The sequence below is a fragment of the Stenotrophomonas maltophilia genome, from assembly GCF_004920835.1.
Taxonomy (GTDB): Bacteria; Pseudomonadota; Gammaproteobacteria; order Xanthomonadales; family Xanthomonadaceae; genus Stenotrophomonas; species Stenotrophomonas maltophilia_AQ.
Genome location: NZ_QFHO01000002.1, coordinates 185619 through 208476 on the forward strand (window position 1 = coordinate 185619; position 22858 = coordinate 208476).

Sequence of the window (22858 nt, forward strand, 5' to 3'; positions counted from 1 at the left end):
TTCGATGCCTGTGACGCGTTCCCTGCCATGCACCGACCCGGGTGCACCGGACGCAGCTCCGTTGTAGCGCATCTGTGATTCGAGTGAATCAATTTTGATTCAGTTTATTAATTGATGATTCATGCTAGCGTGTTCGTACCCCCTGTTTCCGACCCTTTCATGCGACCCGCCACCGCCCGCCCACGCCGCGACCTGCACCACGCCCTGGCGGCCACCCTGGTCAGTCATCCGCGCTGCACGCTCAGTGAGCTGGCGCGGGGTGCCGGCATCAGTCGCGCCACCCTGTACCGATTCGCGCCGACCCGCGAGGCGATCGACGAGGCGTTGTTCGCCGCAGGCTTCGAGCGCTTGGAGGCAGCGGCCAGTTGGTTCGACGATGGCGCGGATGCACAGCATGTGCTGGAGCAGGTCACCACCACGCTGCTCGCCGATTGGGAGCTGGTGACCCTGGTGTTCGCGCGGATGATGGAAGAGCAGCAGCGGCAGGGTGACCTGCATCTGCTGCCAGAACGCTGGGCAACGATAGGCGATCGATTCGAAGCCTTTTTCCTGGGTGGTCAGAAGACAGGCGAGTTCAACGTCGAATTCAGCGCGGTGTGGCTGGCGGACTTCTACTGGACCTGCTTCTACGGCATTACCTGGTCGCTTGCGCGTGGCCGCATGGCACCGGCATCTGCAGCTTCCACGCTGCTCGCATCGTTCCGTCATGGTGCTAGGACGGCCTGATAGGGGTGTCCGCGGCGCGCAATGCGCCGCGATGTGCTGCGGCGTGCAACTCGCGCCGAATTCGCGTGACGTCTTGCCGGAAAGGGCGTTCGCACTGCCGGAATCGTGCACGGTGTCGCACTTCCGGGTTGCTACAACTGTGGTCGTCGAATAACGCCGGAAGCGGTAAATTTAAATGAGACGTTCATCACACTTTTGTTGCGGTGCGGTATCGTAGTTGCAGAACTTCATACCTGACCAACGGGGTCCAGGGACGGTTGTAGTGGCCATGGAGCCGGCAGAACGTGCGTCCGCGCGTGTGGCCAGGCCCATGAGCTCGTCCCACGCGACCCACTGAACAGCGGCTCCACGCGAGCCGACCGGGGAAATCACCATGTGGCAGTCGACGACGTCGCGCATTCGCGCGGGCGGTGGATGCGTTCATCCCAAGAAAACCCAGCAGTGCTCAAAACCCGGGCGCTGGATCACCCGCGGCCTGCTGTTGCTGCTGTCGATGGCAGTGCCGTCGTTGGGGTGGGCGGCCGCGTATGCGACCGGCGGCAGCAGCCCGTATCGCAACACGGTGTTGTGGTTGACCTGGGGCGGCGGTGCCAACGGAGTGAACAACGTCGTACTCAACGATGGTGCGACGTCATCGATCGACCTGCCCATCGCATCGGGCATCAACCTGCGCGTCGACTGCCGGTTGAACACGGCCGAGACCAACGTGCTGCGCAGCTATCGTCCCGGCAACTTTGGCGGTGACAGCCTCGACGATCTGTACAACATCGGCGGTACCGGCAGCAGCAACCAGCTGATTGCCGGCATTGCGCGTGCCGGTGGTACATCCAGCTTCAGCATCACCTGCACCTCGACCGTGGGGGGGGCGCCTTATCGCCTGCGTGGCGTGGTGATGGCCGACGCCGAGTCGATCAACAACAGTGGCGAGTTCGTTGAAGCCAGCGCGCAGGGCACCTGGAACGTGGTCGAGGTCCGCAAGAACCTGGCCAACAGCACGCCGTATCTGGTCAACAAGTCGACCAGCGGCGCCAACCAGGTGATCCGCTTCGGCCCCGGCAACGACGACAACACGGCGGCGGTCACCTTCCTCAGCTTCGACAACGCTGCGCATGCGCCTGGCAACCTGGCCGTGAACATGGGTTTCTCGATGCGTGGCAGCGGGACCACCGCCATCGCCATCGGCCTGCTGGTGCCCTACGCCGACTTCGGCGATGCGCCGCAGAGCTACGGCGATGCGATGCACGTGGTGGATGACCTGCAGTTCCGCTCCGATGGCATTCCGCAGGGCAGCAGCAACTTCAATATCAACACCGCGGCGTACACACCGGGCGGCCTGGCGCCGCCGTTGACCGACTTTCTCGGCAGCCTCGGCCCGGATACCGAACAGCAGAGCAGCTACAGCCTGGATGCGCTGGGTGACGATAACTCGCCCGTTGCTGGCAGCCGCGAAGAAGATGCATGGCCGAGCAGCTACCGCTTGACCGTGATGCAGGCCGGCACGCAGATCAACCAACCGGTGGCTTGCGTGGGCAGTGGCAGTGTGGCTGGCTGGATCGACTTCAACCGCAATGGCAGCTTCGATGCCAATGAGCGCAGCGCTATCGCGGCGTGCAGCGGCGGGCAGGCCAACCTCAGCTGGAGTGTCCCGAACACAGTGAGTGCCGGCACCAGCTATGTGCGCCTGCGCTATGCCACCAACGCGGCGCAGATCCAGAACCCGACCGGCGTGGCCGATGACGGCGAGGTGGAAGATCACCGGATCACCATCACCGCGCCATCGCTGAAGGTGGTGAAGAGCAACAACGCTACCGGTGGCATCTGGAACTACGGCCAGGCCGGAACCCAGTACACGCTGACGGTGAGCAATACCAGCGACGTGCCGACCGGCAACCCGCCGAACGTGCCTGCGGGTGTGATCACCGTGCGCGACCAGCTGCCTGCCGGCATCGTCGCGAACTGGGCGGGCGTGCATGTGAGCGGCAACTGGAGCTGCACCGCCAGCGGCCAGGATGTCACCTGCACCAGCAACCAGGTTCTCTCCGCAGCGGGCAGCGCTGGATCAACGTCAGCGTTCACCCTGCCGGTGACGGTCACCGCCGCAGCGACTGGTGTGCTGACCAACCACGCCAGCGTGGGCGGTGGCCACGATCCGTTCAACAACGGTACGCCGCCAACGCCGGGCAGCAGCTGCACCGACGCCGACCACTGCACGCGCAGCGATGTGACCGTGCCGGTGACGCGCGTCAGCTATGCCAAGCGTTCCAACACGGCCGGCCCGGTCGCGGTGGGTGCGACGGTGAGCTACACCGTCGACGTCACCGTGGCCGATGGCAATACCCGCGATGTGTTGACCCTGACCGACACGCTGGGCACCGGCCTGGATTTCGGCAGTGTCAGCAATGCCGGCTCGTTCACCTGCAATGCGGCCAATCCGTTGGTGTGCACGCTGCCGGCCGGCACGGTACCAGGCACCTACAGCCTGAGCTACACCGCCACCGTCAACGCGCAGGCCAGCGGCCAGGTGGTCAACACCGTGGTCGGCACCGGCACAGATACGCCGACCTGCAGCAGCAACTGCACCACCACCACCCCGGTGGCGGCACCGAAGATCTCGGTCTCCAAGGCCAGTAGTACGACCGGTCCGGTCGCGGTGGGCGACAGCGTCGCCTACACCGTCACCGTGGTGGTGGCTGATGCGCGTACCACGGCGGTGGCCACGCTGACCGATACGCTGGGTACCGGCCTGGACTTCGGCAGTCTGACCAATGCCGGCGGTTTCAGCTGCGTGCCGGGCAACCCACTGGTGTGCACGCTGCCGGCTGGCACCGTGCCGGGCAGCTACGCGTTCTCCTATACCGGCATCGTCAACGCGCAGGCCAGCGGCCAGGTGCGCAATGCGGTGGTGCCGAGCGGCACCGACAACCCGTCCTGCGTGGGCAGCTGCGATACCACCACGCCGATGGCCAGTCCGCAGGTGGTGTACGCCAAGCAGGCATCCACCGGCGGCCCGGTGCGCGTCGGTGACCGCATCGACTACACGCTGAGCGTGACCGTGACTCGTGCACGCACGACGGGTGTGCTCACCCTCACCGATACCCTCGGCAACGGCCTCGACTTCGCAGGCGTGAGCAGTGCGGGAGCCTTCACCTGCAATGCCGCCAATCCGCTGGTCTGCACACTGCCGGCGGGCATCGTGCCTGGCACCTACAGCCTTACGTACGGCGCGACCGTCAACGCACAGGCCAGCGGCAGCGTGCGCAATGCCGTGCTCGGCAGCGGCACCGACACGCCGTCGTGCAGCGTGAACTGCGACACCACCACGCCGGTGGCAACGCCGGGCGTGAGCTACGCCAAGTCGGTGAACAGCACCGGTCCGGTGTCGGTGGGCGATCGCCTGACCTACACACTGACCACGGTGGTGACCAACTCTCGTACCACCGCTGTGGTGACCCTGACCGACACCCTGGGCACCGGTCTGGACTTCGGTTCCGTGACCAGCACAGGCGCCTACGGCTGCAATGCCGCCAATCCGCTGGTGTGCACGCTGCCGGCCGGTACCGTGCCGGGCAGCTACAGCCTGTCCTACACCGCCGTAGTGAATGCGCAGGCCAGCGGCCAGGTCACCAACGCGGTGCTGGGTAGTGGTGGCGACAATCCGTCGTGCACGGCCAACTGCGATACCACCACGCCCGTGGCAGGCAGCGAGATCGATTACCGCAAGACCTCGGCCGCTGCAGGTGCGGTGAAAGTGGGCGACAGCATCGCCTACACGCTCACCGCCGTGGTCAGCCGTTCGCGTACCACGTCCTTGTTCACCCTGACCGACACCATGGGCCCGGGTCTCGATTTCGGCGCGGTCACCGCCAGCCAGGGCTTCAGCTGCAACGCCAGCAATCCGCTGGTGTGCACGCTGCCGGCCGGTACCGCGCCGGGCACCTATGCGGTGGATTACACCGCAAAGGTGAACGCGCAGGCCAAGGGCAGCGTCAGCAATGCGGTGCTGGGCAGTGGCACCGGCACCAATACCTGTACCAGCAACTGCGGCACCACCACGCCGGTGCTGTCGGCGGTGGTGACCTACCGCAAGCAATCGAGCACGGTGGCGCCGATCGATATCGGTGATGCGGTGGACTACAGCGTCGAGGTGACGGTCGCCAATTCGCAGACGCTGGATGTGGTGACCCTGACCGATACGCTGGGCCGCGGCCTGGACCTGCAGTCGGTCACCCAGCCCGGTCCGTTCACCTGCAACAGCAGCAACCCACTGGTGTGCACGCTGCCGGCCGGGACCGCGCCGGGCACCTACACACTGGGCTATCGCGCGCGGGTCAATGCGCAGGCCACCGGCAGTGTACGCAATGCGGTGCTCGGCGGTGGCGGTGATACGCCCACCTGCAGCGGCGACTGCAGTACCGAACATGCGTTGGCCGACCCGCGTGTGGTACTGGAGAAGCAGTCCGGCCCGGCCAGCGGCACCGATGTTCGCCCAGGTGACCGCCTGAGCTACACCCTGGTTGCCACCGTTGAGCGCGCTGCCCTGCGCCAGCCGCTGCAGCTGGTCGATACACCTGATGCAGGGTTGAGCATCGAAAGCCTGCCCGCTGGATGTGCGCAGCAGGGCGCGGACATCGTCTGCACGGTGCCGAGCGGTACACCGGTTGGTCGCCACGAATACGTCTACCAGGCGATCGTCAACCAGGAAGCGCGGACCCAGGTGCTGAATCGTCTGCGCGGGCAGTACCCGGATGGCTCGCCGCCCCCGGAGTGCACGACCTGCGAGACGCATCACAAGGTGATCTCTGATTTCTCGCTGCGCATCACCAAGACCGCCAACCCGCGTCGGGTGAAAGTGGGCGACCTGGTGCGCTACCAGCTGGTGGTGGAGAACGTGGGAGGCAGCCACTGGCGCGATGGCGTGGTGGTCGATACACCACCGCCGGGCTTCAGCTACGTGGATGGCTCGATGCGCGTGGCCGACGATGACGGTGCATTCGCGCTGGCCAGCAGCCAGTCGCCGCTGCGCATCGGTGCGGTGGACATCGCGGTGGGTCGCAGTGCCACCATCACCTATCTGCTGCGGGTGGGCGCCGGTGTGCGCAGCGGTACCCACGTGAATCAGGCGGTAGCGACTGCCGATGACGGCAGTCCGTTGTCGAACGTGGCCACTGCTGAAGTGGCGATGGATGCGGACCCGCTGCTGGAAGACAGCCTGGTGTTCGGCACCGTGTTCGACGATCGCGACGGCGACGGTTGGCAGGACAGTGCCGAGCTGACCGGTGTGCGTGTACAGGGCGGCTTTGCGGCCTCGGCCTATGTGGCCGGCTCGACCACGCTGGATCGGGGCGACGGCCCGCAACCGCTGGCCGATGCCAGTGCGCCCCTGCTGCACGGCGTGCAGATCGGCGTGGTGCATGGACGTGCGTCGACCTCCGATACCGTCGAGGTGCATCAGGTGGTGCTGCGCCAGCGCCTGCACGAGTTGGCCTTCAGCGATGACTTCGTGCTGGAGAGCGAACAGGGGCATCGCTTGCGGATGGATGCGCAGGGGGGCACGAGCGTGCAGCTCAGTGGCGATGCCGGCAAGGGCCTGACCGCCGCCGCGCCGAGCGTCCGCCGTGAGATCGCACGCGTGGCCGATGGCTACGAAGTGGCCTATGTGATCGGCAACGAGGGCATCCAGGAGCAGGGCATTCCTGGCGTGCGCCTGGCCACGGTGGAAGGCCTGCTGGTTGAGACCGATCCGTTCGGGCGCTACCACCTGGCCGATGTCCACGGCGGTGATGCACGCCTGGGGCGCAACTTCATCATCAAGCTGGACCCGGCCACGATACCGGCCGGAGCCGAGCTGACCACCGAGAATCCGCTGCTGCGACGGGTCACCCAAGGCGTGCCGACGCGCTTCAGCTTCGGCGTGCGCCTGCCACCGTCGCCGCAGGCTGCGACCGAACGCATGGAGCTCGCCCTCGGCGAAGTTCTGTTCGCTCCGGGTAGCAGCGAACTGCGTGCCAGCTATCACCCCGTGCTGGCGAAGATGGCCGAGGTGGTGGACCGCTACCAGGGCGGGGACGTGGTGATCGCGGCCAATGGCGAAAGCCAGGCGCTGGCATTCGCCCGTGCGGCGGTGGTGCGCGATGCGCTGCATGCCGAAGTGGCAGAGAGTGCGCGCGCAGGCCTGACCGTGCAGCTGCGTACCGACGTGCAGGATCCGCACTCGCTGCTGGCCGGTGTCGATGCCGCTGGCGCGCTGCTGGGCAACGTATTGTTCGACACCGACAAGGCGGTCGTTCGCGAGGAGTTCAAGCCGCTGCTGGCGGCCATCGCCGCGCGCCTGGAGAAGATGGGGGGTGGTCAGGTCAGCCTGGTCGGGCACACCGATGTGCGCGGCAGCCATGCCTATAACCAGGCGCTGGGCCTGCGTCGTGCCAATGCCGTGTTCGAGGCGCTGCGCAGCCAGCTCAGCCCAGCCGTGCAGCAGCGCCTGCGCGTGCGCAACGAGGAGAGCGCCGCCACCCGCGCGGCCGCCCGCCAACAGGAGGCACGCCGATGAGCGCGCATCACTCTACCGCGCGTCGCGCGGCCCACCTGCAGCGCGCCGTTCTGTACCAGGCGATGCTGCTCGGGCTGGCCGGTGCCGTCCAGGCGGCGCCGCCCGCCGCCGAGCCAACACCGATCCGTTGCGACGGCAACCAGTGCAATGCCGAGGGTGAACTGCTGTTCAGCCTGCGCTCGCGCAGCTATGACGAGCCGGTGACCGAAGGCACCTCGACGCGTTCCAGCTCGCAGGCGCTGCAGCCGGATCGCCGGGTCAGCGTGGCGATCGATGAACCAGGCAAAGCGACGGTCCGGGGCGAGTTCATGATCCGCCTTCCGGAAGGGGGCGCGATCTGGGCCACCGAAGACCCGGCCATGGGCCAGCCAGAACTGTCGGTGTCGGCACCGGGCATGGTCGCTTTCGACGAAGGTCGCATCGTGCGACCGGTCGAGTTCTATGTGCGTGGCAACTACACCGCCTTCATCCAGCGGTTGGAAGTGAGCCTCTATCGCGGCAGCGACACCGACCGCGTTGCACCGCTGGCGCAGTTCGAACTGCCGGTGGCCGCCGTCGCACAGGGCAGCTGGGATGGCACGCTGCCGGCCTCGACACCGCTGCGTCGTGGCGACCACCTGGTCTATGTGCTGCGTGCCTTCGATGCCGAGGGCAATGTGGATGAGACCACCGCGCAGTCCATGCAGTTGGTGACCCCGGCGGAGTTCGAGCGTGGCAACCAGCAGTTGCGTGACGCGCTGGAGGACCGCCGCGGGACTGCGGTGGATTCCAACCAGGCAGCGTCGTTGTCGCTGCTGCAGCAGGTGTTCGACAGCAACGGCCTGCGCCAGCAGAACATCCCGGTGTACGGCTCGCGGGTCCGCCTGCGTGGCCGTGACCTGCCGCTCGGCGCCGCGCTGAAGATCAACGGCGACAGCTATCCGCTGCACCAGGACCGCAAGTTCGCTGCCGAGTACCTGATGCCGATCGGCCACCACGCCTTCGACGTGCGCGTCGAACGGCCGGATGGGCCGGCCATCGCACGCACGCTGGAGGTCGATGTCAGTGGCCGGTACCTGTTCGGTGTCGGCCTGGCCGACATCACCGTGTACCAGAACAAGGCCAGCGGGGCAGGGCAGGACCTTGCCCGCGGCGAGCGTAACGATGACGTGCTCAGCGATGGTCGTCTGGCCTTCTACCTGAAGGCCAAGACCCGTGGCCGCTACCTTCTGACTGCGCAGGCCGACACCCAGAACCGTCCGCTGGACGAGCTGTTCACCGGCTTCACCACCGCCGATCCGCGCGACCTGTTCCGCAGCCTCGACCCCGACCTGTACTACCCGACCTACGGCGATGATTCGCTGACCCAGCGCGATGTGGACAGCATGGGGCGCTTCTACCTGCGCCTGGACTGGGACAAGAACCAGGCGTTGTGGGGCAACTACAACACCGGGCTGACCGGCACCGAGTACGCGCAGTATGTGCGCTCTCTGTACGGTGCGGCGTTGTCGTGGCGATCCCGTGGTGCCAATGCCTGGGGCGATGCGCGCAGCGAACTGCGCCTGTTCGGGTCGCAGGCCGAAACCGCGCCCGGCCACAGCGAGTTCATCGGTACCGGCGGCAGCCTGTACTACCTGCGCCATGCCAGCATCCTCAGTGGCTCGGACCAGGTGGTGCTGGAGATCCGCGACCGTACCACCGGCCGTGTCGAGCAACGCGTGCCGATGGTGCGCGGCGCCGACTACGAGATCGATGCCCTGCAGGGCCGCATCCTGCTGACCCGGCCGCTGGCCCAGGTCAGCCGCGAGAACCTGCGCCGGATCAGTCGCGACGTACCGCTGGACGGCTACGAACAGCGCCTGATTGTCGACTACGAATGGGTGCCGACCGGCTTTGACAGTGATGACATCACTGCCGGCGTTCGTGGCAAGCACTGGTTCGGCGATCACGTGGCGGTGGGCGCCACCTATGTGGACGAACAGCGCGCCGGTCAGGACTACTCGCTGAAGGGTGCGGACCTGACTCTGCAGGCAGGCCGCGGTACCTACCTGAAGGTGGAGCACAGCCGCAGCGAGGCGACCAGTGCGCCGGTGTTCTTCTCCGACAACGGCGGACTCAGCTTCAGCCGGCTCAATCCAGAGGGGCCGCGCGAAGGTGAGGCGACGGCGGTCGAGGCCCGCATCAACCTGCGCGAGCTGGGTTGGACCCAGCGCGACTGGAGCGCCGGTGCCTGGTGGCGGCAGGTGGACGGAGGTTACTCGGTTGGGCGCTTCGACACCGGCCAGCGCGTGCGCGAGCAGGGCGCTGAGCTGCTCGGCTATGTGACCGACGACTTCAGCCTGTACGCGCGCTACAGCGAGGCACGTCGTGGCGCGCAGTCGCTGATCCAGGCGCAGGCAACCGCCGAATGGCGGATCGGCGACAACGATCGACTGTCGGCCGAGCTGCGCCGGGTGCAGGAGGATCGCGGCAGTGGCGGCAACGTGGCCGGCGTGCTGGCGGCCGCACGCTACACCCATCGCATCGGCACCTCGCTGGATGTGTATGGCGGTGGCCAGTTGACCGTGGACGACGACCACGGCCGTTATGCCGACAACGATGCGGTGGTGGCTGGCGGCACCTGGACCTTTGCCAACCTGTCCACCGTCGGCGCTGAAGTCAGCGATGGCGATCGCGGAACCGCAGCGCAGATCAACGCCGAGTACCGGCTGACCCCGCAGCACAGCTTCTACGGTGCGTTTACCCAGTCGACCGACCGTAGCGAGTATGACCCGCTGTTCAGCCCCAATGCGCAGGATGGATGGACCCTGGGCCAGCGCTGGCGGCTGTCCGACCAGGTCAACGTGTTCAACGAAAGCCAGTTCTTGAAATCCAGGCAGGAGTCCGGGCTGGCGCACACCTTCGGCATGGATTTCTATCCAGCGGTGGGCTGGAATGCGGGCTTCACGCTGAGCAACGGCAAGCTCGACGCCAGCACCGGCCAGGTCGACCGCAAGGCGGTGAGCCTGTCCGGCGGGCGTACCTCGCCGGGCACCGAGTGGCAGAGCAAGCTGGAGTGGCGCCGCGATACCGGCGCGGAGCGGCGCACGCAGTGGGTTAGCACCAACCGGCTGAGCCATCGCCTCAACGACAGCTGGCGCATTGCGGCGCGCTTCAACTACGCCGATACCGATGATGCGATCAATCCGGTCGCGGGCGCGCGCTTCATCGAAGGAAACCTCGGCTTCGCCTACCGTCCGTGGGACAACGACCGTTGGGCGTTGTTCGGTCGCTACAGCTACCTGTATGACCTGTCGACGATGGGCCAGGTCAACGGCGTGGACTACGACCAGCGCACCCAGGTGCTGTCGCTGGAAGGGGTCTACCGCATCGATCAGCGCTGGGAAGTGGCGGCGAAGGCCGCCCGCCGCGAAGGCGAGGTGCGCTACGGGCGTGGTACCGGCCCGTGGTTCGATTCAGCCACCAGCTTTGCCTCGGGACAGCTGCGCTACGACCTGTACTACCAATGGCATGGCCTGCTGGAATACCGCCTGCTGGATGTGCGTGACGGCGGCCGCCGTCAGGGGTGGTTGGCCGGTGTCGACCGCGATATCGGCCGCAACTTCCGCGTCGGCGTCGGCTACAACTTCACCGACTTCAGCGATGACCTGACGAAGTTCGACTACACCCACCGCGGCTGGTATCTGAACCTGGTAGGGCGCTATTGAGGAAGGCAGCCGAGGGTGGGCTCGGCTCTACGGCACGGACGTGCCGGGCATTGCCCGGGCAAGCCTCACGCCTGCTTCAACAGCTCCACCAGCTGGCGCAGGCGATAGGGCTTGGGCAGGAACTCGACCTGCTCGGGCAGCGGCGGCAGCTGCGAGCGGGCGTAGCCGGATGACAGGATCATCCGCGCCTGCGGCTGATCGCGCGCCACATGTTCGCTGAGTTCGATGCCGGACATGCCGTTGGGCATGCTGATGTCGCTGAACACCACGTCGAAGCGTGCTTCACCCTTCAACAGGGCGGCCGCTTCGTGTGCATCGGCGGTCGTCGCCACGTCGATGCCGAAATCGCGCAGGGCCAGGCCGATCATCTCGCGAAGATCGGTCTGGTCCTCCACCATCAATACACGGATCGGGTCATCGGTCATGGGCAGGTTCCTCCATTGCGGGAAGCAGCAGGCTGACCGTGGTGCCGACACCGGGCGTGGTGGACACGTCGACGAAGCCGCCGCTCTGGGTAGTGAATCCGAACACCTGGCTCAGGCCCAGGCCGCTGCCTTTGCCGATGTCCTTGGTGGTGAAGAACGGTTCGGTTGCCCGTTCGGCGATTTCAGCGGCCATGCCATGGCCCTCGTCGCAGACACTGAGGGTGACGTAGCCACGTTGCAACGTGGTGTCCGCATCCGGGTCGAGGCGATGTTCCAGCGCGGTACCGACCAGGATGCGACCACCGTCGAGGGTCGCCTCCACGGCATTGGCCACCAGGTTGGCCAGCGCGGTCTGCAGCTGCATCGCATCGGTGCTGACCGGTGGCAGATCCGGCGTGAAGCGGGCATCGAGCACGACCGAAGGAGGGCAGGCACGCTGCAGGTCGGGCAGCCACTGCTGCACCAGTGCATTGATGTCCACTGCTTCCCGGATCAGCGTCTGGCCGGTGCTGAAGGCCAGCAGCTGGCGGGTCAGCAGGGCGCCGCGGTCGGTGGCGGTCTGCGCAGCATCCAGTAGTTCGGCGGCGCGTACGTCGTCACCGCTGACGCGCAGGGACAGCAGGTCCAGCGCGTTGCCGATGGTGGTCAGCAGATTGTTGAACTCATGCGACAGCCCGCGGCTGAGTCGGCCGACGGTTTCGAACTGCTGGGTATGGCGCAGTGCCCGCTGGGCATCGCGCAGCAGCCGCTGTGCCTGCCATTGCTCGGTGATATCACGGGTGATCTTGACGAAGCCGAGCAGTTCGCCGGCTTCGGAGACCGGTTCGATCACGATGCTGGCGCGGAATGAAGAGCCGTCACGGCGGACCCGCCAGCCCTCGCTTGCATGATGGCCGTGCTGCGCTGCAAGGCGAAGCAGGCGCTGCGGTTCACCCGCCTCGCGATCGGCAGGCAGATAGAAACGACCGAAATGGGTACCGATGACCTCGTCGGCTGAATAGCCCTTGATGCGCTCGGCACCCGGGTTCCAGCTGCATACCCTGCCATCGGGATCAAGCAGATACAGCGCATGGTCGCGCACGCTGTCGATCAGCAATCGCAGTTGTCGGGAAGGGTCCGTCAGCACGGACGCCGTAGAAGCTGCTGCGTCCACGTTGAAATGAGCATTACCCCTGTGAGGGACGAAAAGCTAGGCATTGAAGTGTGAAGGATGCGTGCAGGCGGGGCGCGTGCCAATGGTCCTGTGCGGCTGAATGCGACACGGAGTACCATCATCCACCTTTTTGTCTACTGGAGCCGACCCGCATGCGTCCTGGTGCGACCACGCGTGACCGCTGGATCTGGATGACCTCCGCTGTGCTGCTGGCCGCAACCATCGCGCTGGAGCTGGTGGTGCCGCTGGGCTATGCGGTATGGCTGGCCTACTTCCTTGCCGTGGGCGTGACGGTGTTCCAGCGCAGCGCACGGGCACCGTTCGTTGTGGCAGTGCTTGCCTGCATCCTGCTGATTGTCGGCTACAACATCGCACCGGCCAGCTCGAACTCGGCATTCTCGTTCGTCAATCGCAGCATCGGCGGCGGCGCATTCCTGATGATCGCGCTGATTGTTTCCCGTGCGATCCAGGCCCGGCGCCAGGCGATGCGCGCGTTGTGGCTGCAGGAGGCGGAGAACGCAGTGGCGATGAGCCTGCGCGGCGACCTGGGGCCGGAGCAGATCGCCGATGCGGCAGTGACCCGTCTGGCGGAGCAGCTTCGCGCCGACGTGGGGGCGGTCTATCGGCTGGAGGGCGGACGGCTGCAGTTGACCGGTGGCATGGCGCTGCCCTCAGGCACACCCGCCTCGTTGTCGTTGCAGGAAGGACTGGCCGGGCAGGTCGCGCGTGATGAACGCATCCGTCACCTGCACGGCGACGAGGCAGCCGTGCTCGAACTGCAGACCAGCCTGGGCCGGTTGCCGGTGCGCGAACGCATCCTTGCGCCGATCAACAGCGATGGCAGCGTGGTGGGTGTCATTGAGCTGGGCCGGGCGCGCCTCGGTGACCAGCAGGGCCTGGACGACGAACTGCTGGAGCGCTGCGCCGAGACCATCGGCATGGCCCTTCGTGCGTCATTGCTGAGGGCGCAGCTGGTGGTCCTGCTGGAAGAATCGCAGCGTCAGGGCGAAGAACTGCAGGCCCAGCAGGAAGAGCTGCGTGTGGCCAACGAGGAGCTGGAAGAGCAGAGCCGCAGCCTGTTGCAGTCACAGAGCCATCTGGAAGAGCAGCAGGCCGAGCTGGAGCAGAGCAATGTCCAGCTGGAAGAGCGCACCCATGAACTGGAGGCGCAGAAGCAGGCGCTGCTGGTTGCGCAGGGGCAGTTGGTCCGCAACAGCAATGAGCTGGCTGCCACCTCGCGTTACAAGTCCGAGTTCCTCGCCAACATGTCGCACGAACTGCGCACGCCACTGAACAGCTCGCTGATCCTGGCCAAGCTGCTGGCCGACAACAAGGACGGCACGCTGACCGAGGAGCAGGTGAAGTATGCCCGTGCGATCCTGTCGTCCAACAATGACCTGCTGGCGTTGATCAACGACATCCTCGATCTGTCCCGCATCGAGGCCGGCCACGTTGAGCTGGCCGATGAAGTGGTGGTGGTCGACAGTGTGCTGCAACGCCTGCGCGAGACCTTCGAGCCGATGGCGCGGCAAAAGGGGCTGGCGCTGGAGATCGAGGCCGATGCACTGGCACCGACCCAGCTGATGGCCGACAACCAGCGCCTGCAGCAGATCCTGAAGAACCTGTTGGCCAATGCCCTGAAGTTCACCGAGCACGGCAAGGTCAGCCTGCACGTGCGCGCTGGCGGCAGTGGACGCGTGCGTTTCGATGTCTGCGATACCGGCATCGGCATCGCCCGCGAGCAGCTGCCGGTCATCTTCGAGGCGTTCCGCCAGGCCGATGGCAGCACGCGTCGCCGCTACGGCGGCACCGGTCTGGGCCTGTCGATCTCGCGCGACCTGGCCGAGCGCATGGGCGGCAGCATCCAGGTCGACAGCGAGCCGGGACGCGGCAGTTGCTTCATCCTTGAGCTGCCGCTGCAGGGTGCGCCGGCGTCCGAAGCTCTCCCGGCGACGGGGACGGGGACGGCGACGGCGACGGAAACTGTCCTGTTGCCAGCGGCGGCACCGGCACCGGCAGCCGCTCGTGTTGTGGCTGCGCCTGCGGCTGTGCCCCCGGCCGCTGTGTCGATGGCAACTGCGAGCGTGGCGGATGACCGGGGCCGGCGCCAGCGCGCCGGTCGGCTGATCCTGGCGGTGGAGGATGACACCACCTTCGCCGAGGCGCTTGTGGCATTGGCCCATGAGCTGGACTTCGACTGCGTGGTAGCCAGCACGGCCGAAGAAGCGCTGGCGCTGGCTGCCGAGTTGCGCCCGAACGGCATCCTGCTCGATATCGGCCTGCCCGACGTTTCCGGTCTGAGCGTGCTGGAGCGGCTGAAGCGCAATCCGGATACGCGCCACATCCCGGTGCATGTGGTTTCGGCGATGGACCGCAGCCAGGTGGCGCGCGAGCTGGGCGCGATCGGCTTCGCGATCAAACCGACCACACGTGAGCGTCTGGCAGCGGCCATCGAGCAGCTGGAACAGACCAGCCGGCGCGATGTACGGCGCCTGCTGATCGTCGAGGACGACAGCGAGCTGCGCCGCAACCTGGAGCTGCTGCTGGGCCGCGAGCAACTGCAGATTGTCGCCGTCGGTACACTTGCCGGCGCGCTGGAACAGCTCAGCACGGTTACCTTCGATTGCATGGTGATGGACCTGTCGTTGCCGGATGGCAGCGGTTACGACCTGCTCGAGCACATGGCCAACAACGATGACGTCGGCTTCCCGCCGGTGATCGTCTACACCGGCCGGGCACTCAGCCGCGAAGAAGAGCAGCGCCTGCGCCGTTACTCGAAGAGCATCATCATCAAGGGCGCGCGTTCGCCGGAACGCCTGCTGGACGAAGTGACCCTGTTCCTGCACAGCGTCGAGGCCAGTCTGCCCAGCGACCAGCAGCGTCTGCTGCGGGAGGCGCGCCGCCGTGACACCGTGCTCGACGGCCGCACCGTATTGCTGGCCGAGGACGACGTGCGCAACATCTTCGCGCTGTCCAGCGTGCTCGAACCGCTTGGCGTGACCCTGGAGATCGCGCGCAACGGCCAGGAGGCGGTTGACCGCCTGGCCGAGCGTGAGGTCGACCTGGTGCTGATGGACATCATGATGCCGGAGAAGGATGGCCTGGCCGCGATGCGCGAGATCCGCGCGCAGCGCCACCTGCAGGACCTGCCGATCATCGCGTTGACCGCCAAGGCCATGCCGGACGACCGCGAACGTTGCCTGCAGGCCGGTGCCAATGACTACATCGCCAAGCCGATCGATGTCGACAAGCTGGTCTCGCTGTGCCGGGTCTGGTGCTCGCGGCAATGAACGAGCAGGCGCTGTTCGATCTGGAACTGAAGGTGTTGCTGGAGGCTTTGTACCAGCGCTACCACTATGACTTCCGCAGCTATGCGGTGTCGTCGCTGCGCCGGCGTATCCGCCAGGCCATGCAGCGTTATGAGTGCGAGCGCCTGGCGGACCTGCAGCATCGCCTGCTGCACGAGCCGGAGCTGTTCGCCCAGGCCATGCAGTTCTTCACCGTGCAGGTCTCGGAGATGTTCCGGGACCCCGCCTATTTCCGTGAGCTGCGCGAACAGGTGGTGCCGGTGCTGCGCACCTATCCGTCGGTGAAGCTGTGGGTGGCCGGTTGCAGCACAGGGGAGGAAGTGTGGTCGCTGGCGATCCTGCTGCATGAAGAAGGGCTGCTCGAGCGCAGCATCGTCTATGCCACCGATATCAATCCGGCCGCGCTGGCCACGGCCGAGGCGGGCGCCTATGGCATCGACCGGATGGCCCAGTTCAGCCGTAACTACCTGGCCGCCGGTGGCACCGCGTCGCTGTCCAACTATTACGCCACGGCCTACGATGGCGCCGTGTTCGACCGCCAGCTGCGTCGCAACGTGGTGTTCGCCGACCACAGCCTGGCCACCGATACCGTGTTCTCCGAAGTACATCTGGTGTCGTGCCGCAACGTATTGATCTATTTCAACCGTGATCTCCAGGACCGGGCCGTGGGACTGTTCCGCGAGGCGCTGGTGCACCGGGGATTCCTCGGCCTGGGCAGCAAGGAGTCGCTGCAGTTCGGGCGCCACCACGATGCCTTCGAGGTCTGTTCGCGCGAGCATCGCCTGTACCGGAAGGTGGCCTGATGGCGGTGCAGGTTCGCCCAGCGGTGCTGGTGGTCGGTGCCTCCGCAGGAGGCGTCGCGGCGCTGCAGGCTGTGCTGGGTGCGCTTCCGGCCAGGCTGCCGGCGCCGGTGCTGGCCGTGTTGCACCTGCCGCGCGACCGCTCCAGCCGCATTGCCGAAGTGCTGGCGCCGTACTGCGCGCTGCAGGTGCGCGAGGCGGAGGACAAGCAGCCGCTGCAGCCCGGAACGGTGACGTTCGCCCCGCCGGACTACCACCTGCTGGTGGAGGATGCCGGCGCGGTCGCTTTGTCGGTGGACGCGCCAGTGCTGTTCTCGCGCCCGGCCATCGACCCGCTGTTTGAATCGGCCGCTGCGGTGTTTGGTCCGCAGGTGCTGGCGCTGCTGCTGACCGGCGCCAGCAGCGATGGCAGCGAAGGCGTAGCCGCTGTACGCGCCGCCGGAGGCCGCGCCTGGCTGCAATGCCCCGAGGAGGCCGAGGCATCGATGATGCCGGCTTCCGCCCTGCAGCATGCCGGCGCCGATGCCGTGCTGCCCCTTGAACTGATGTGTCGTCGCCTGAAGGAGTTGTTTGCATGAACCTGCTGCCACCGGACCCTGCGCAGTCGCAGTCCCCGGTCAACCTGCTGATCGTCGATGACGTGCCGCAGAACCTGGTGGCCATGCAGGCGCTGCTGCAGCGCGAGGGCGTCAATCTGTTGCTGGCCAGCTCCGGTGCGCAGGCGCTGGAGCTGCTGCTGGAGCATGAGGTCGCGCTGGCCCTGCTGGACGTGCACATGCCGGAGATCGATGGCTTCACCCTGGCTGAGCTGATGCGCGGTTCGCATCGCAGCCGCACGGTACCGATCATTTTCCTGACCGCCTCGCCGGATGATCCGGTGCGCGCGTTCAAGGGCTACGAAACCGGCGCGGTGGATTTCCTGCACAAGCCGGTGGCGCCGCAGGTGATCCTGAGCAAGGTCAACGTCTTCATCGAGCTGTACCAGCAACGGCAGTTGCTGAAGGCGCGCAACGAAGCGCTGGAGCGTGCGCTCAAGCTCAACGAGACGATGGCTGCGGTACTGACCCACGACCTGCGTACGCCGCTGTCGGCAATCCTGCTGTGTGCCGACAAGCTGGCGCTGGACATTCCGCAAGGCAACGCGGGTGCGCAGCAGACGCTGCAGTACCTGGAGGCCAGCACCCTGCGCATGGCGCGGATGGTGGAGCAGCTGCTGGACTTCTCGCGGATCCGCAGCGGCGGCCTGCGCCTGCAGGCCAGTACCTGCGATCTGGCCGAGGTCACCCGGGCGGTGGTGGCGGAGGTGGGGAGTGCGCATGGTGCAGGCCGGATCCGACTGGATACACACGGCGACACGCAGCTTCAGGGCGACCTGGATCGACTGGGACAGGTTGCAGCAAACCTGATCGGCAATGCGCTGACGCATGGCAACGAGGCACAGGTCGAGGTGGATGGCCGTGACCCGCGCAACGTGTTGTTGCGGGTGCGCAATGCCGGGGAGATCGATGCGGCGCTGCTGCCGCGCCTGTTCGAACCGTTCAAGGCCAGCTTCCACCAGAGCAACGGACTTGGCCTCGGCCTGTACATCGTCGATCAGTTCGTGCGGGCGCATGGCGGTCGTATCGGTGCCCGCAACGAAGCAGGGCAGGTGGTGTTCGAGGCGTTGTTGCCGAGGCGCAGTGACGGAGCGCTGGCGGCCGCAAGCTGAATTCTTCAGCAAACGTTTCCCGATACTGAGACGGGCTCGTCCGCAACTGCTACCGTGGCGACTCACGTTGCCAAGGAAGCTCCATGCCATTGCGTGCCATCGCCTACGTCAGCAAGGTGCTGCCGGATCTTTCCGCCGAACGCCTGCATGTATTGGTCGAGGACGCGGCACGCTTCAACAAGCTGGCCGGGGTGACCGGCGTGCTGCTGCATGACGGCGACCGTTTCCTGCAGTACATCGAGGGCCCACCGGACGGCATCGATTCGGTGTATGAGCGCATCCTGCAGGCTGGCAGCCATATCGACATCGTCGAGCTGGCACGCGGCCGGCTGGGCCAGCGCCAGTTCCCGTACTGGTCGATGCGCGCGCTGCCGGTGGATGCTGCGCTGCTGCGCCAGCTGTCTTCCAGTGACTGGTCGGGCTTCACCCGCGCACTGCAGGGCGACCGTTCCGCGCCGACGCCGGTGGATCTGCTCGACAGGGTGGTGCAGCCGGTCCTGCACGTCGGCTGAGCCCGCATCCCCGCTCAGTGCGGGTCGCCACCACAGTAGGCGGCATGCAACGCTTTCAGCACACCCAGCGCCGGGCCATCGACCACGCGGTAGTGGATGGCCTGCGCCTGGCGCCGGGTCGCAACGATATCCAGTTCGCGCAGCACCGCCAGGTGCTGTGACAGCGCCGATGCACTGAGCCCGGTCAGCGCCTGCAGCTCCGGCACCGGCGCTTCGCCTTCCACCAGCCGGCACAACACGCGCAACCGCGCAGGATGGGCCAGGCGCTTGAGCAGAGCGGCGGCCTGCGTGGCGTGCTCGGCCATTGCTGCGCTGTCGAGCTCGATGTGGGCCATGGTTGACCTTTTTGTTTAGAAGAAGCTAATTTAGAAAAATCTAAATAAAAAGGCAAGCCGATGAACGGAATCGACAGGGGCAGGGCGTGAACCTGCCATGGAGTGCAGTGGCTGGCGGGGCGCTGATCGGCGCCGCCGCGGTGCTGTTGCTCGCCACCCTCGGGCGTGTGGCCGGCATCAGCGGAATCGCTGCGGGCAGCCTGCGCGCAGCAAAAGGGGAGCGCGGCTGGCGTTGGGCGTTCTTGCTCGGACTGCTCACTGCGGCGGGGTTGGTGTTGCTGTGGCAATCGGTGCCGGAGGCATCGCCGCAGGTACTGCTGCGTGATGCGTTGCCGGCCTGGCAGCTGGTCGGCGCCGGCCTGCTGGTGGGCTTTGGTACCCGGTTGGGTAGCGGCTGCACCAGTGGCCACGGCGTCTGTGGCATGGCCCGCGGCTCGAAGCGTTCGCTGCTGGCAGTGCTGGTGTTCATGGCCTGCGCAATGCTGACCACCTTCCTGATCCGGCACGGCGGAGGTCTGGCATGAGTCGCGCATTATGGGCCGCCGCTGTGGCCGGTGCGCTGTTTGGCGCTGGGCTGGCGCTTTCCGGGATGACCGACGCGCGTCGTGTGCTCGGCTTCCTCGATGTGGCCGGTGATTTTGATCCCACGTTGATGTGGGTGCTGGCCTCGGCGATGCTGGTCAGTGCGGTCGGGCAGCGCTGGGTGCTGCGACGCACGCGCCCTTGGTGTGCGGCCCGCTTCCAGCTGCCCACCGTACGTGATATCGATGCGCGTCTGCTGCTGGGCGCCGCACTGTTCGGCATAGGCTGGGGCTGGGCAGGCTATTGCCCCGGTCCGGCCATTGCCGGCCTGGCGGTGGCATCTCGCGAAGCGCTGTGGTTCGTACCCGCGATGCTGCTGGGCTTCTGGCTGCACGACCGCTTCTTACGCTGAGGTTTCACCGCTGTGTCACGATGGATCGGGTCAGATCCACGGACCACGGGGAAAGGAGCGTACTGATATGGCACGGATGAAGTGGAAGGGTAGGGCGATGCTGGCCGTGGCGATGGCCGCCGCGATCACACCGGCACTGGCTTGTACGCGCGCGGTGTACCTGGGTGACAACGGTGATGTGATCACCGCACGTTCGATGGACTGGAAGGTCGACGTAGCGACCAATCTCTACGTCCTGCCGCGCGGCATTGCGCGCACCGGCCAGGCGGGTCCGAAGTCGCTGGCGTGGACCGCGCGCTACGGCAGCGTGGTGGCCACCGGCTACGACGTGTCGACCACCGATGGCATGAACGAGAAGGGCCTGGTCGCCAACCTGCTGTGGCTGGTGGAGTCGGAGTACCCGCAGCAGCGCGGCAACAAGCCGGGACTGGCCATCTCGCTGTGGGCGCAGTACGTGCTCGACAATTTCGCAACGGTGGAAGAGGCGGTGGCGGCGCTGAAGCGCGAGCCGTACTCGATCGTCACCGACAAGGTTCCCGGCGAAGACCGCCAGGCGACGCTGCACCTGTCACTGTCCGATGCCACCGGCGACAGCGCCATTGTCGAATACATCGGCGGCCGCCAGGTGATCCATCACGACCGCCGCTACCAGGTGATGACCAACTCGCCGATCTTCGAGCAGCAGCTGGCACTCAACAGCTACTGGCAGCAGATCGGTGGCACGGTGATGCTGCCGGGTACCAACCGCTCATCCGACCGCTTCGCGCGGGCTTCGTTCTACATCAATGCCATTCCCAAGGCCGAGGATCCGGTGGAGGCCCTGGCCAGTGTGTTCAGCGTGATCCGCAACGCGTCGGTGCCGTACGGCATCACCACGCCGGGCGAGCCGAACATCTCGTCCACACGCTGGCGCACCGTGGCCGACCACAAGCGGCGGTTGTACTTCTTCGAATCGGCGTTGACCCCGAATACCTTCTGGGTCGATCTGAACAAGGTCGATTTCGGTGGCCAGGTGCTCAAGCTCGAGCTCGGCAAGGACCAGCGCAACACGTTCGCCGGCGACGCACTGGGCCACTTCGTGCCCAGCGCGCCGTTCACCTTCCTCGGCGTCGAAAGTTAGTTCGACGCCTGGCTGGATGCCGGGTAGACGGCCTGGATCGTACAGCTGCCGCGGGTGTACTGCGGCAGCGGCGCCAGCGCATCGTTGCGCAGGTCGCCATTCTCGAAATCGGCGGTGAGGATGCGATCGCCGGCATTGCCACAGATCAGCCCGTTCTGCATGCCGGAGCGGAAGCTGAGCTGCGGCGCGCGGTCGAGCTGACGGCAGTGGCCGCCGAGTTCGACGCGGTAGTAGCGGTGACCACCATTGCGACGCGGGTTGGTCTCCACCAGCATGCCCTGCGGGTCGGATGACCAGGCACGGACGTTGCGGGTGGCGAAGCAGTAGGACGGTGAGCCGCCGAAGCTGCGGCGGATTTCCTTGCGCTCGCGGATGGTCACGGCGGGCAGGGTGGCCGTGCGCAGGCGATCGCTGTCACGGGCGACGCTGGCGTAGTCGCGATCCTGTACCGGGGTAACCGCGCTGACGGCGCAGCTGCGGCCGTCGACCACGACGCGTTCGCTGGGACGACCACAGGCCCAGCCGGCCGGTGCTTCCAGTTTCAGCGTGGTGGCACCGCGGACACCGGGGCAGTCTTCGTTGAAATCGATGCGATAGGCCTGGCCGGAGGCGGCGCGCAATGCAATCGAGCGCGGTGATGCCTGCTCCACTTCCTGCACGCCGACCGCATCCATGCAGTGCGGAGCGGGCGGGGTGCGTTCCTGTGCCGATGCCGAGCTGGCGACTGCCAGGCCGAGACTTGCGGCCAGCACCACAAACACGTGTTGATGGGTCATGACCTGCACTCCCTGCGTTTGATGACGGCCCGACTATTAGCAGCGGTTTGCACGGCCGTTGTTACACGCGCACACTGTCAGGATGGGCGCCATCTTCCATCTGCGGCACTACGGACAGGCCACCGGCCTGGACCGTCATGACTATGCGCAATGGGTGCTGCCACTGCAGGGTGAACTGCAGTTCGAGATGGAAGGCCGCGGCGGTCGCCTGGACCTGCTGCAGGGCGCTTTCGTGGCTGCTGGTGAAGCACATGACCAGATGGCCGATGGCCCCAATGGTTTCGTGATTGTCGATTGCCCCCCGGGCGTGCTCGATGACGGTACGCAGGAGCACCTGTGCCGGCAGCGCTGGCTGCACCTGCCGCTGGCGCTGCGACACCGCCTGGCGGGTGTGCAGGGCGGCCAGCCGATGCCGGCCCTGCTTCCGCAGCTGCTGCAGGTGTTCGCACCCGCTGGTAGCGGTGCGCGGATGCAGGGGCTGTGCGCGGCGGTGCAGGCCGACCCGGGACTATCGTGGCCGGTGGCACGCATGTCGGCATTCGTGGGCGTCAGCGAGAGCCGTCTGCATGCCTTGTTCCAGCGAGAATTCGGGCTCAGCCCGCAGGCCTGGCTCAGTGCGTGCCGGCTGCGCTGGGCCAAGCACCAGCTGCGTACGAGCGCCGCGCCGATCAGCGATATCGCGCTGGCCGCAGGCTATTCCGAGCAGAGCGCACTGACCCGCGCGCTGCGGCGTGAGTGTGGGCAGACCCCGGCCGCCTGGCGCAGGGCCGCCGGATTGTAGAGTCGAGCCGTGCTCGACTGCCGTTCGCGAGGGGTCGTGCAAAAGTA

The 22858-nt window shown here is 66.4% G+C and carries 16 protein-coding genes; 12 read left to right on the plus strand and 4 right to left on the minus strand.

Translation table 11 applies throughout. The features are described from left to right. Positions 1-159: 159 nt before the first annotated feature. The 3 genes from DI041_RS02360 (at position 160) to DI041_RS02370 (ending at position 10959) form a co-directional block, all read left to right on the plus strand. Entirely contained in the window at positions 160-726 is a 567-nt protein-coding gene (locus DI041_RS02360; protein ID WP_136638731.1) for a TetR/AcrR family transcriptional regulator, read from the plus strand. Positions 727-1099: 373 nt separating this feature from the next. Beyond that, entirely contained in the window at positions 1100-7273 is a 6174-nt protein-coding gene (locus DI041_RS02365; RefSeq protein ID WP_248298456.1) for a CshA/CshB family fibrillar adhesin-related protein, read from the plus strand. Next, positions 7270-10959 carry a TonB-dependent receptor gene (locus DI041_RS02370; protein ID WP_136638732.1) on the plus strand — a complete coding sequence of 1230 codons (3690 nt, stop codon included), beginning with the start codon at positions 7270-7272 and terminating at the stop codon, positions 10957-10959. Before DI041_RS02365 ends, DI041_RS02370 begins: the two co-directional genes overlap by 4 nt. Before the next feature lie 65 nt (positions 10960-11024). Here DI041_RS02370 and DI041_RS02375 read toward each other — a convergent pair whose 3' ends face one another. Both DI041_RS02375 and DI041_RS02380 read right to left on the minus strand, forming a co-directional pair. After that, a complete protein-coding gene (locus DI041_RS02375; RefSeq protein ID WP_006362973.1) occupies positions 11025-11384 on the minus strand; it encodes a response regulator in 360 nt (119 codons plus the stop codon). Then, positions 11374-12537: a two-component system sensor histidine kinase NtrB gene (locus tag DI041_RS02380; protein ID WP_430543756.1), complete on the minus strand. Its 1164-nt coding sequence runs from the start codon at positions 12535-12537 to the stop codon at positions 11374-11376. Before DI041_RS02380 ends, DI041_RS02375 begins: the two co-directional genes overlap by 11 nt. A gap of 152 nt (positions 12538-12689) precedes the next feature. Here DI041_RS02380 and DI041_RS02385 point away from each other — a divergent pair, with 152 nt between their 5' ends. The 5 genes from DI041_RS02385 (at position 12690) to DI041_RS02405 (ending at position 18865) form a co-directional block, all read left to right on the plus strand. Next, the gene (locus tag DI041_RS02385) at positions 12690-15827 is read left to right on the plus strand and encodes a response regulator (RefSeq protein ID WP_136638734.1); all 3138 of its coding nucleotides are present in this window, start codon (positions 12690-12692) and stop codon (positions 15825-15827) included. After that, positions 15824-16648: a CheR family methyltransferase gene (locus tag DI041_RS02390; RefSeq protein ID WP_046984717.1), complete on the plus strand. Its 825-nt coding sequence runs from the start codon at positions 15824-15826 to the stop codon at positions 16646-16648. Before DI041_RS02385 ends, DI041_RS02390 begins: the two co-directional genes overlap by 4 nt. Next, the gene (locus DI041_RS02395) at positions 16648-17223 is read left to right on the plus strand and encodes a chemotaxis protein CheB (protein WP_046984718.1); all 576 of its coding nucleotides are present in this window, start codon (positions 16648-16650) and stop codon (positions 17221-17223) included. Before DI041_RS02390 ends, DI041_RS02395 begins: the two co-directional genes overlap by 1 nt. Then, the gene (locus DI041_RS02400) at positions 17220-18353 is read left to right on the plus strand and encodes a hybrid sensor histidine kinase/response regulator (protein WP_136638735.1); all 1134 of its coding nucleotides are present in this window, start codon (positions 17220-17222) and stop codon (positions 18351-18353) included. Before DI041_RS02395 ends, DI041_RS02400 begins: the two co-directional genes overlap by 4 nt. An 83-nt stretch (positions 18354-18436) precedes the next feature. Next, positions 18437-18865: a BLUF domain-containing protein gene (locus DI041_RS02405; RefSeq protein ID WP_046984720.1), complete on the plus strand. Its 429-nt coding sequence runs from the start codon at positions 18437-18439 to the stop codon at positions 18863-18865. Positions 18866-18879: 14 nt separating this feature from the next. On the opposite strand, the gene DI041_RS02410 is transcribed toward DI041_RS02405, so the two are convergent. After that, on the minus strand, positions 18880-19200 hold the full coding sequence (locus tag DI041_RS02410; RefSeq protein WP_046984721.1) for an ArsR/SmtB family transcription factor: 321 nt from the start codon (positions 19198-19200) through the stop codon (positions 18880-18882). A gap of 86 nt (positions 19201-19286) precedes the next feature. Between DI041_RS02410 and DI041_RS02415 the strand changes: the two genes are divergently transcribed. The 3 genes from DI041_RS02415 to DI041_RS02425 all read left to right on the plus strand — a co-directional run bounded on the left by DI041_RS02415 (position 19287) and on the right by DI041_RS02425 (position 21254). Beyond that, complete coding sequence (locus DI041_RS02415; protein WP_046984722.1) at positions 19287-19724, plus strand: YeeE/YedE family protein; 438 nt, start codon at positions 19287-19289, stop codon at positions 19722-19724. Continuing rightward, the gene (locus DI041_RS02420) at positions 19721-20134 is read left to right on the plus strand and encodes a DUF6691 family protein (RefSeq protein ID WP_046984723.1); all 414 of its coding nucleotides are present in this window, start codon (positions 19721-19723) and stop codon (positions 20132-20134) included. The genes DI041_RS02415 and DI041_RS02420 overlap by 4 nt, the downstream gene beginning before the upstream one ends. Positions 20135-20201: 67 nt before the next feature. After that, positions 20202-21254: a linear amide C-N hydrolase gene (locus DI041_RS02425; RefSeq protein WP_136638736.1), complete on the plus strand. Its 1053-nt coding sequence runs from the start codon at positions 20202-20204 to the stop codon at positions 21252-21254. On the opposite strand, the gene DI041_RS02430 is transcribed toward DI041_RS02425, so the two are convergent. Further along, on the minus strand, positions 21251-22030 hold the full coding sequence (locus DI041_RS02430) for a DUF6491 family protein (RefSeq protein ID WP_136638737.1): 780 nt from the start codon (positions 22028-22030) through the stop codon (positions 21251-21253). The two genes, DI041_RS02425 and DI041_RS02430, sit on opposite strands and share 4 nt — an antisense overlap. Before the next feature lie 82 nt (positions 22031-22112). Between DI041_RS02430 and DI041_RS02435 the strand changes: the two genes are divergently transcribed. Continuing rightward, positions 22113-22811, plus strand: a complete 699-nt coding sequence (locus DI041_RS02435) for a helix-turn-helix domain-containing protein (protein ID WP_046984726.1) — start codon at positions 22113-22115, stop codon at positions 22809-22811. Positions 22812-22858 lie beyond the last annotated feature (47 nt).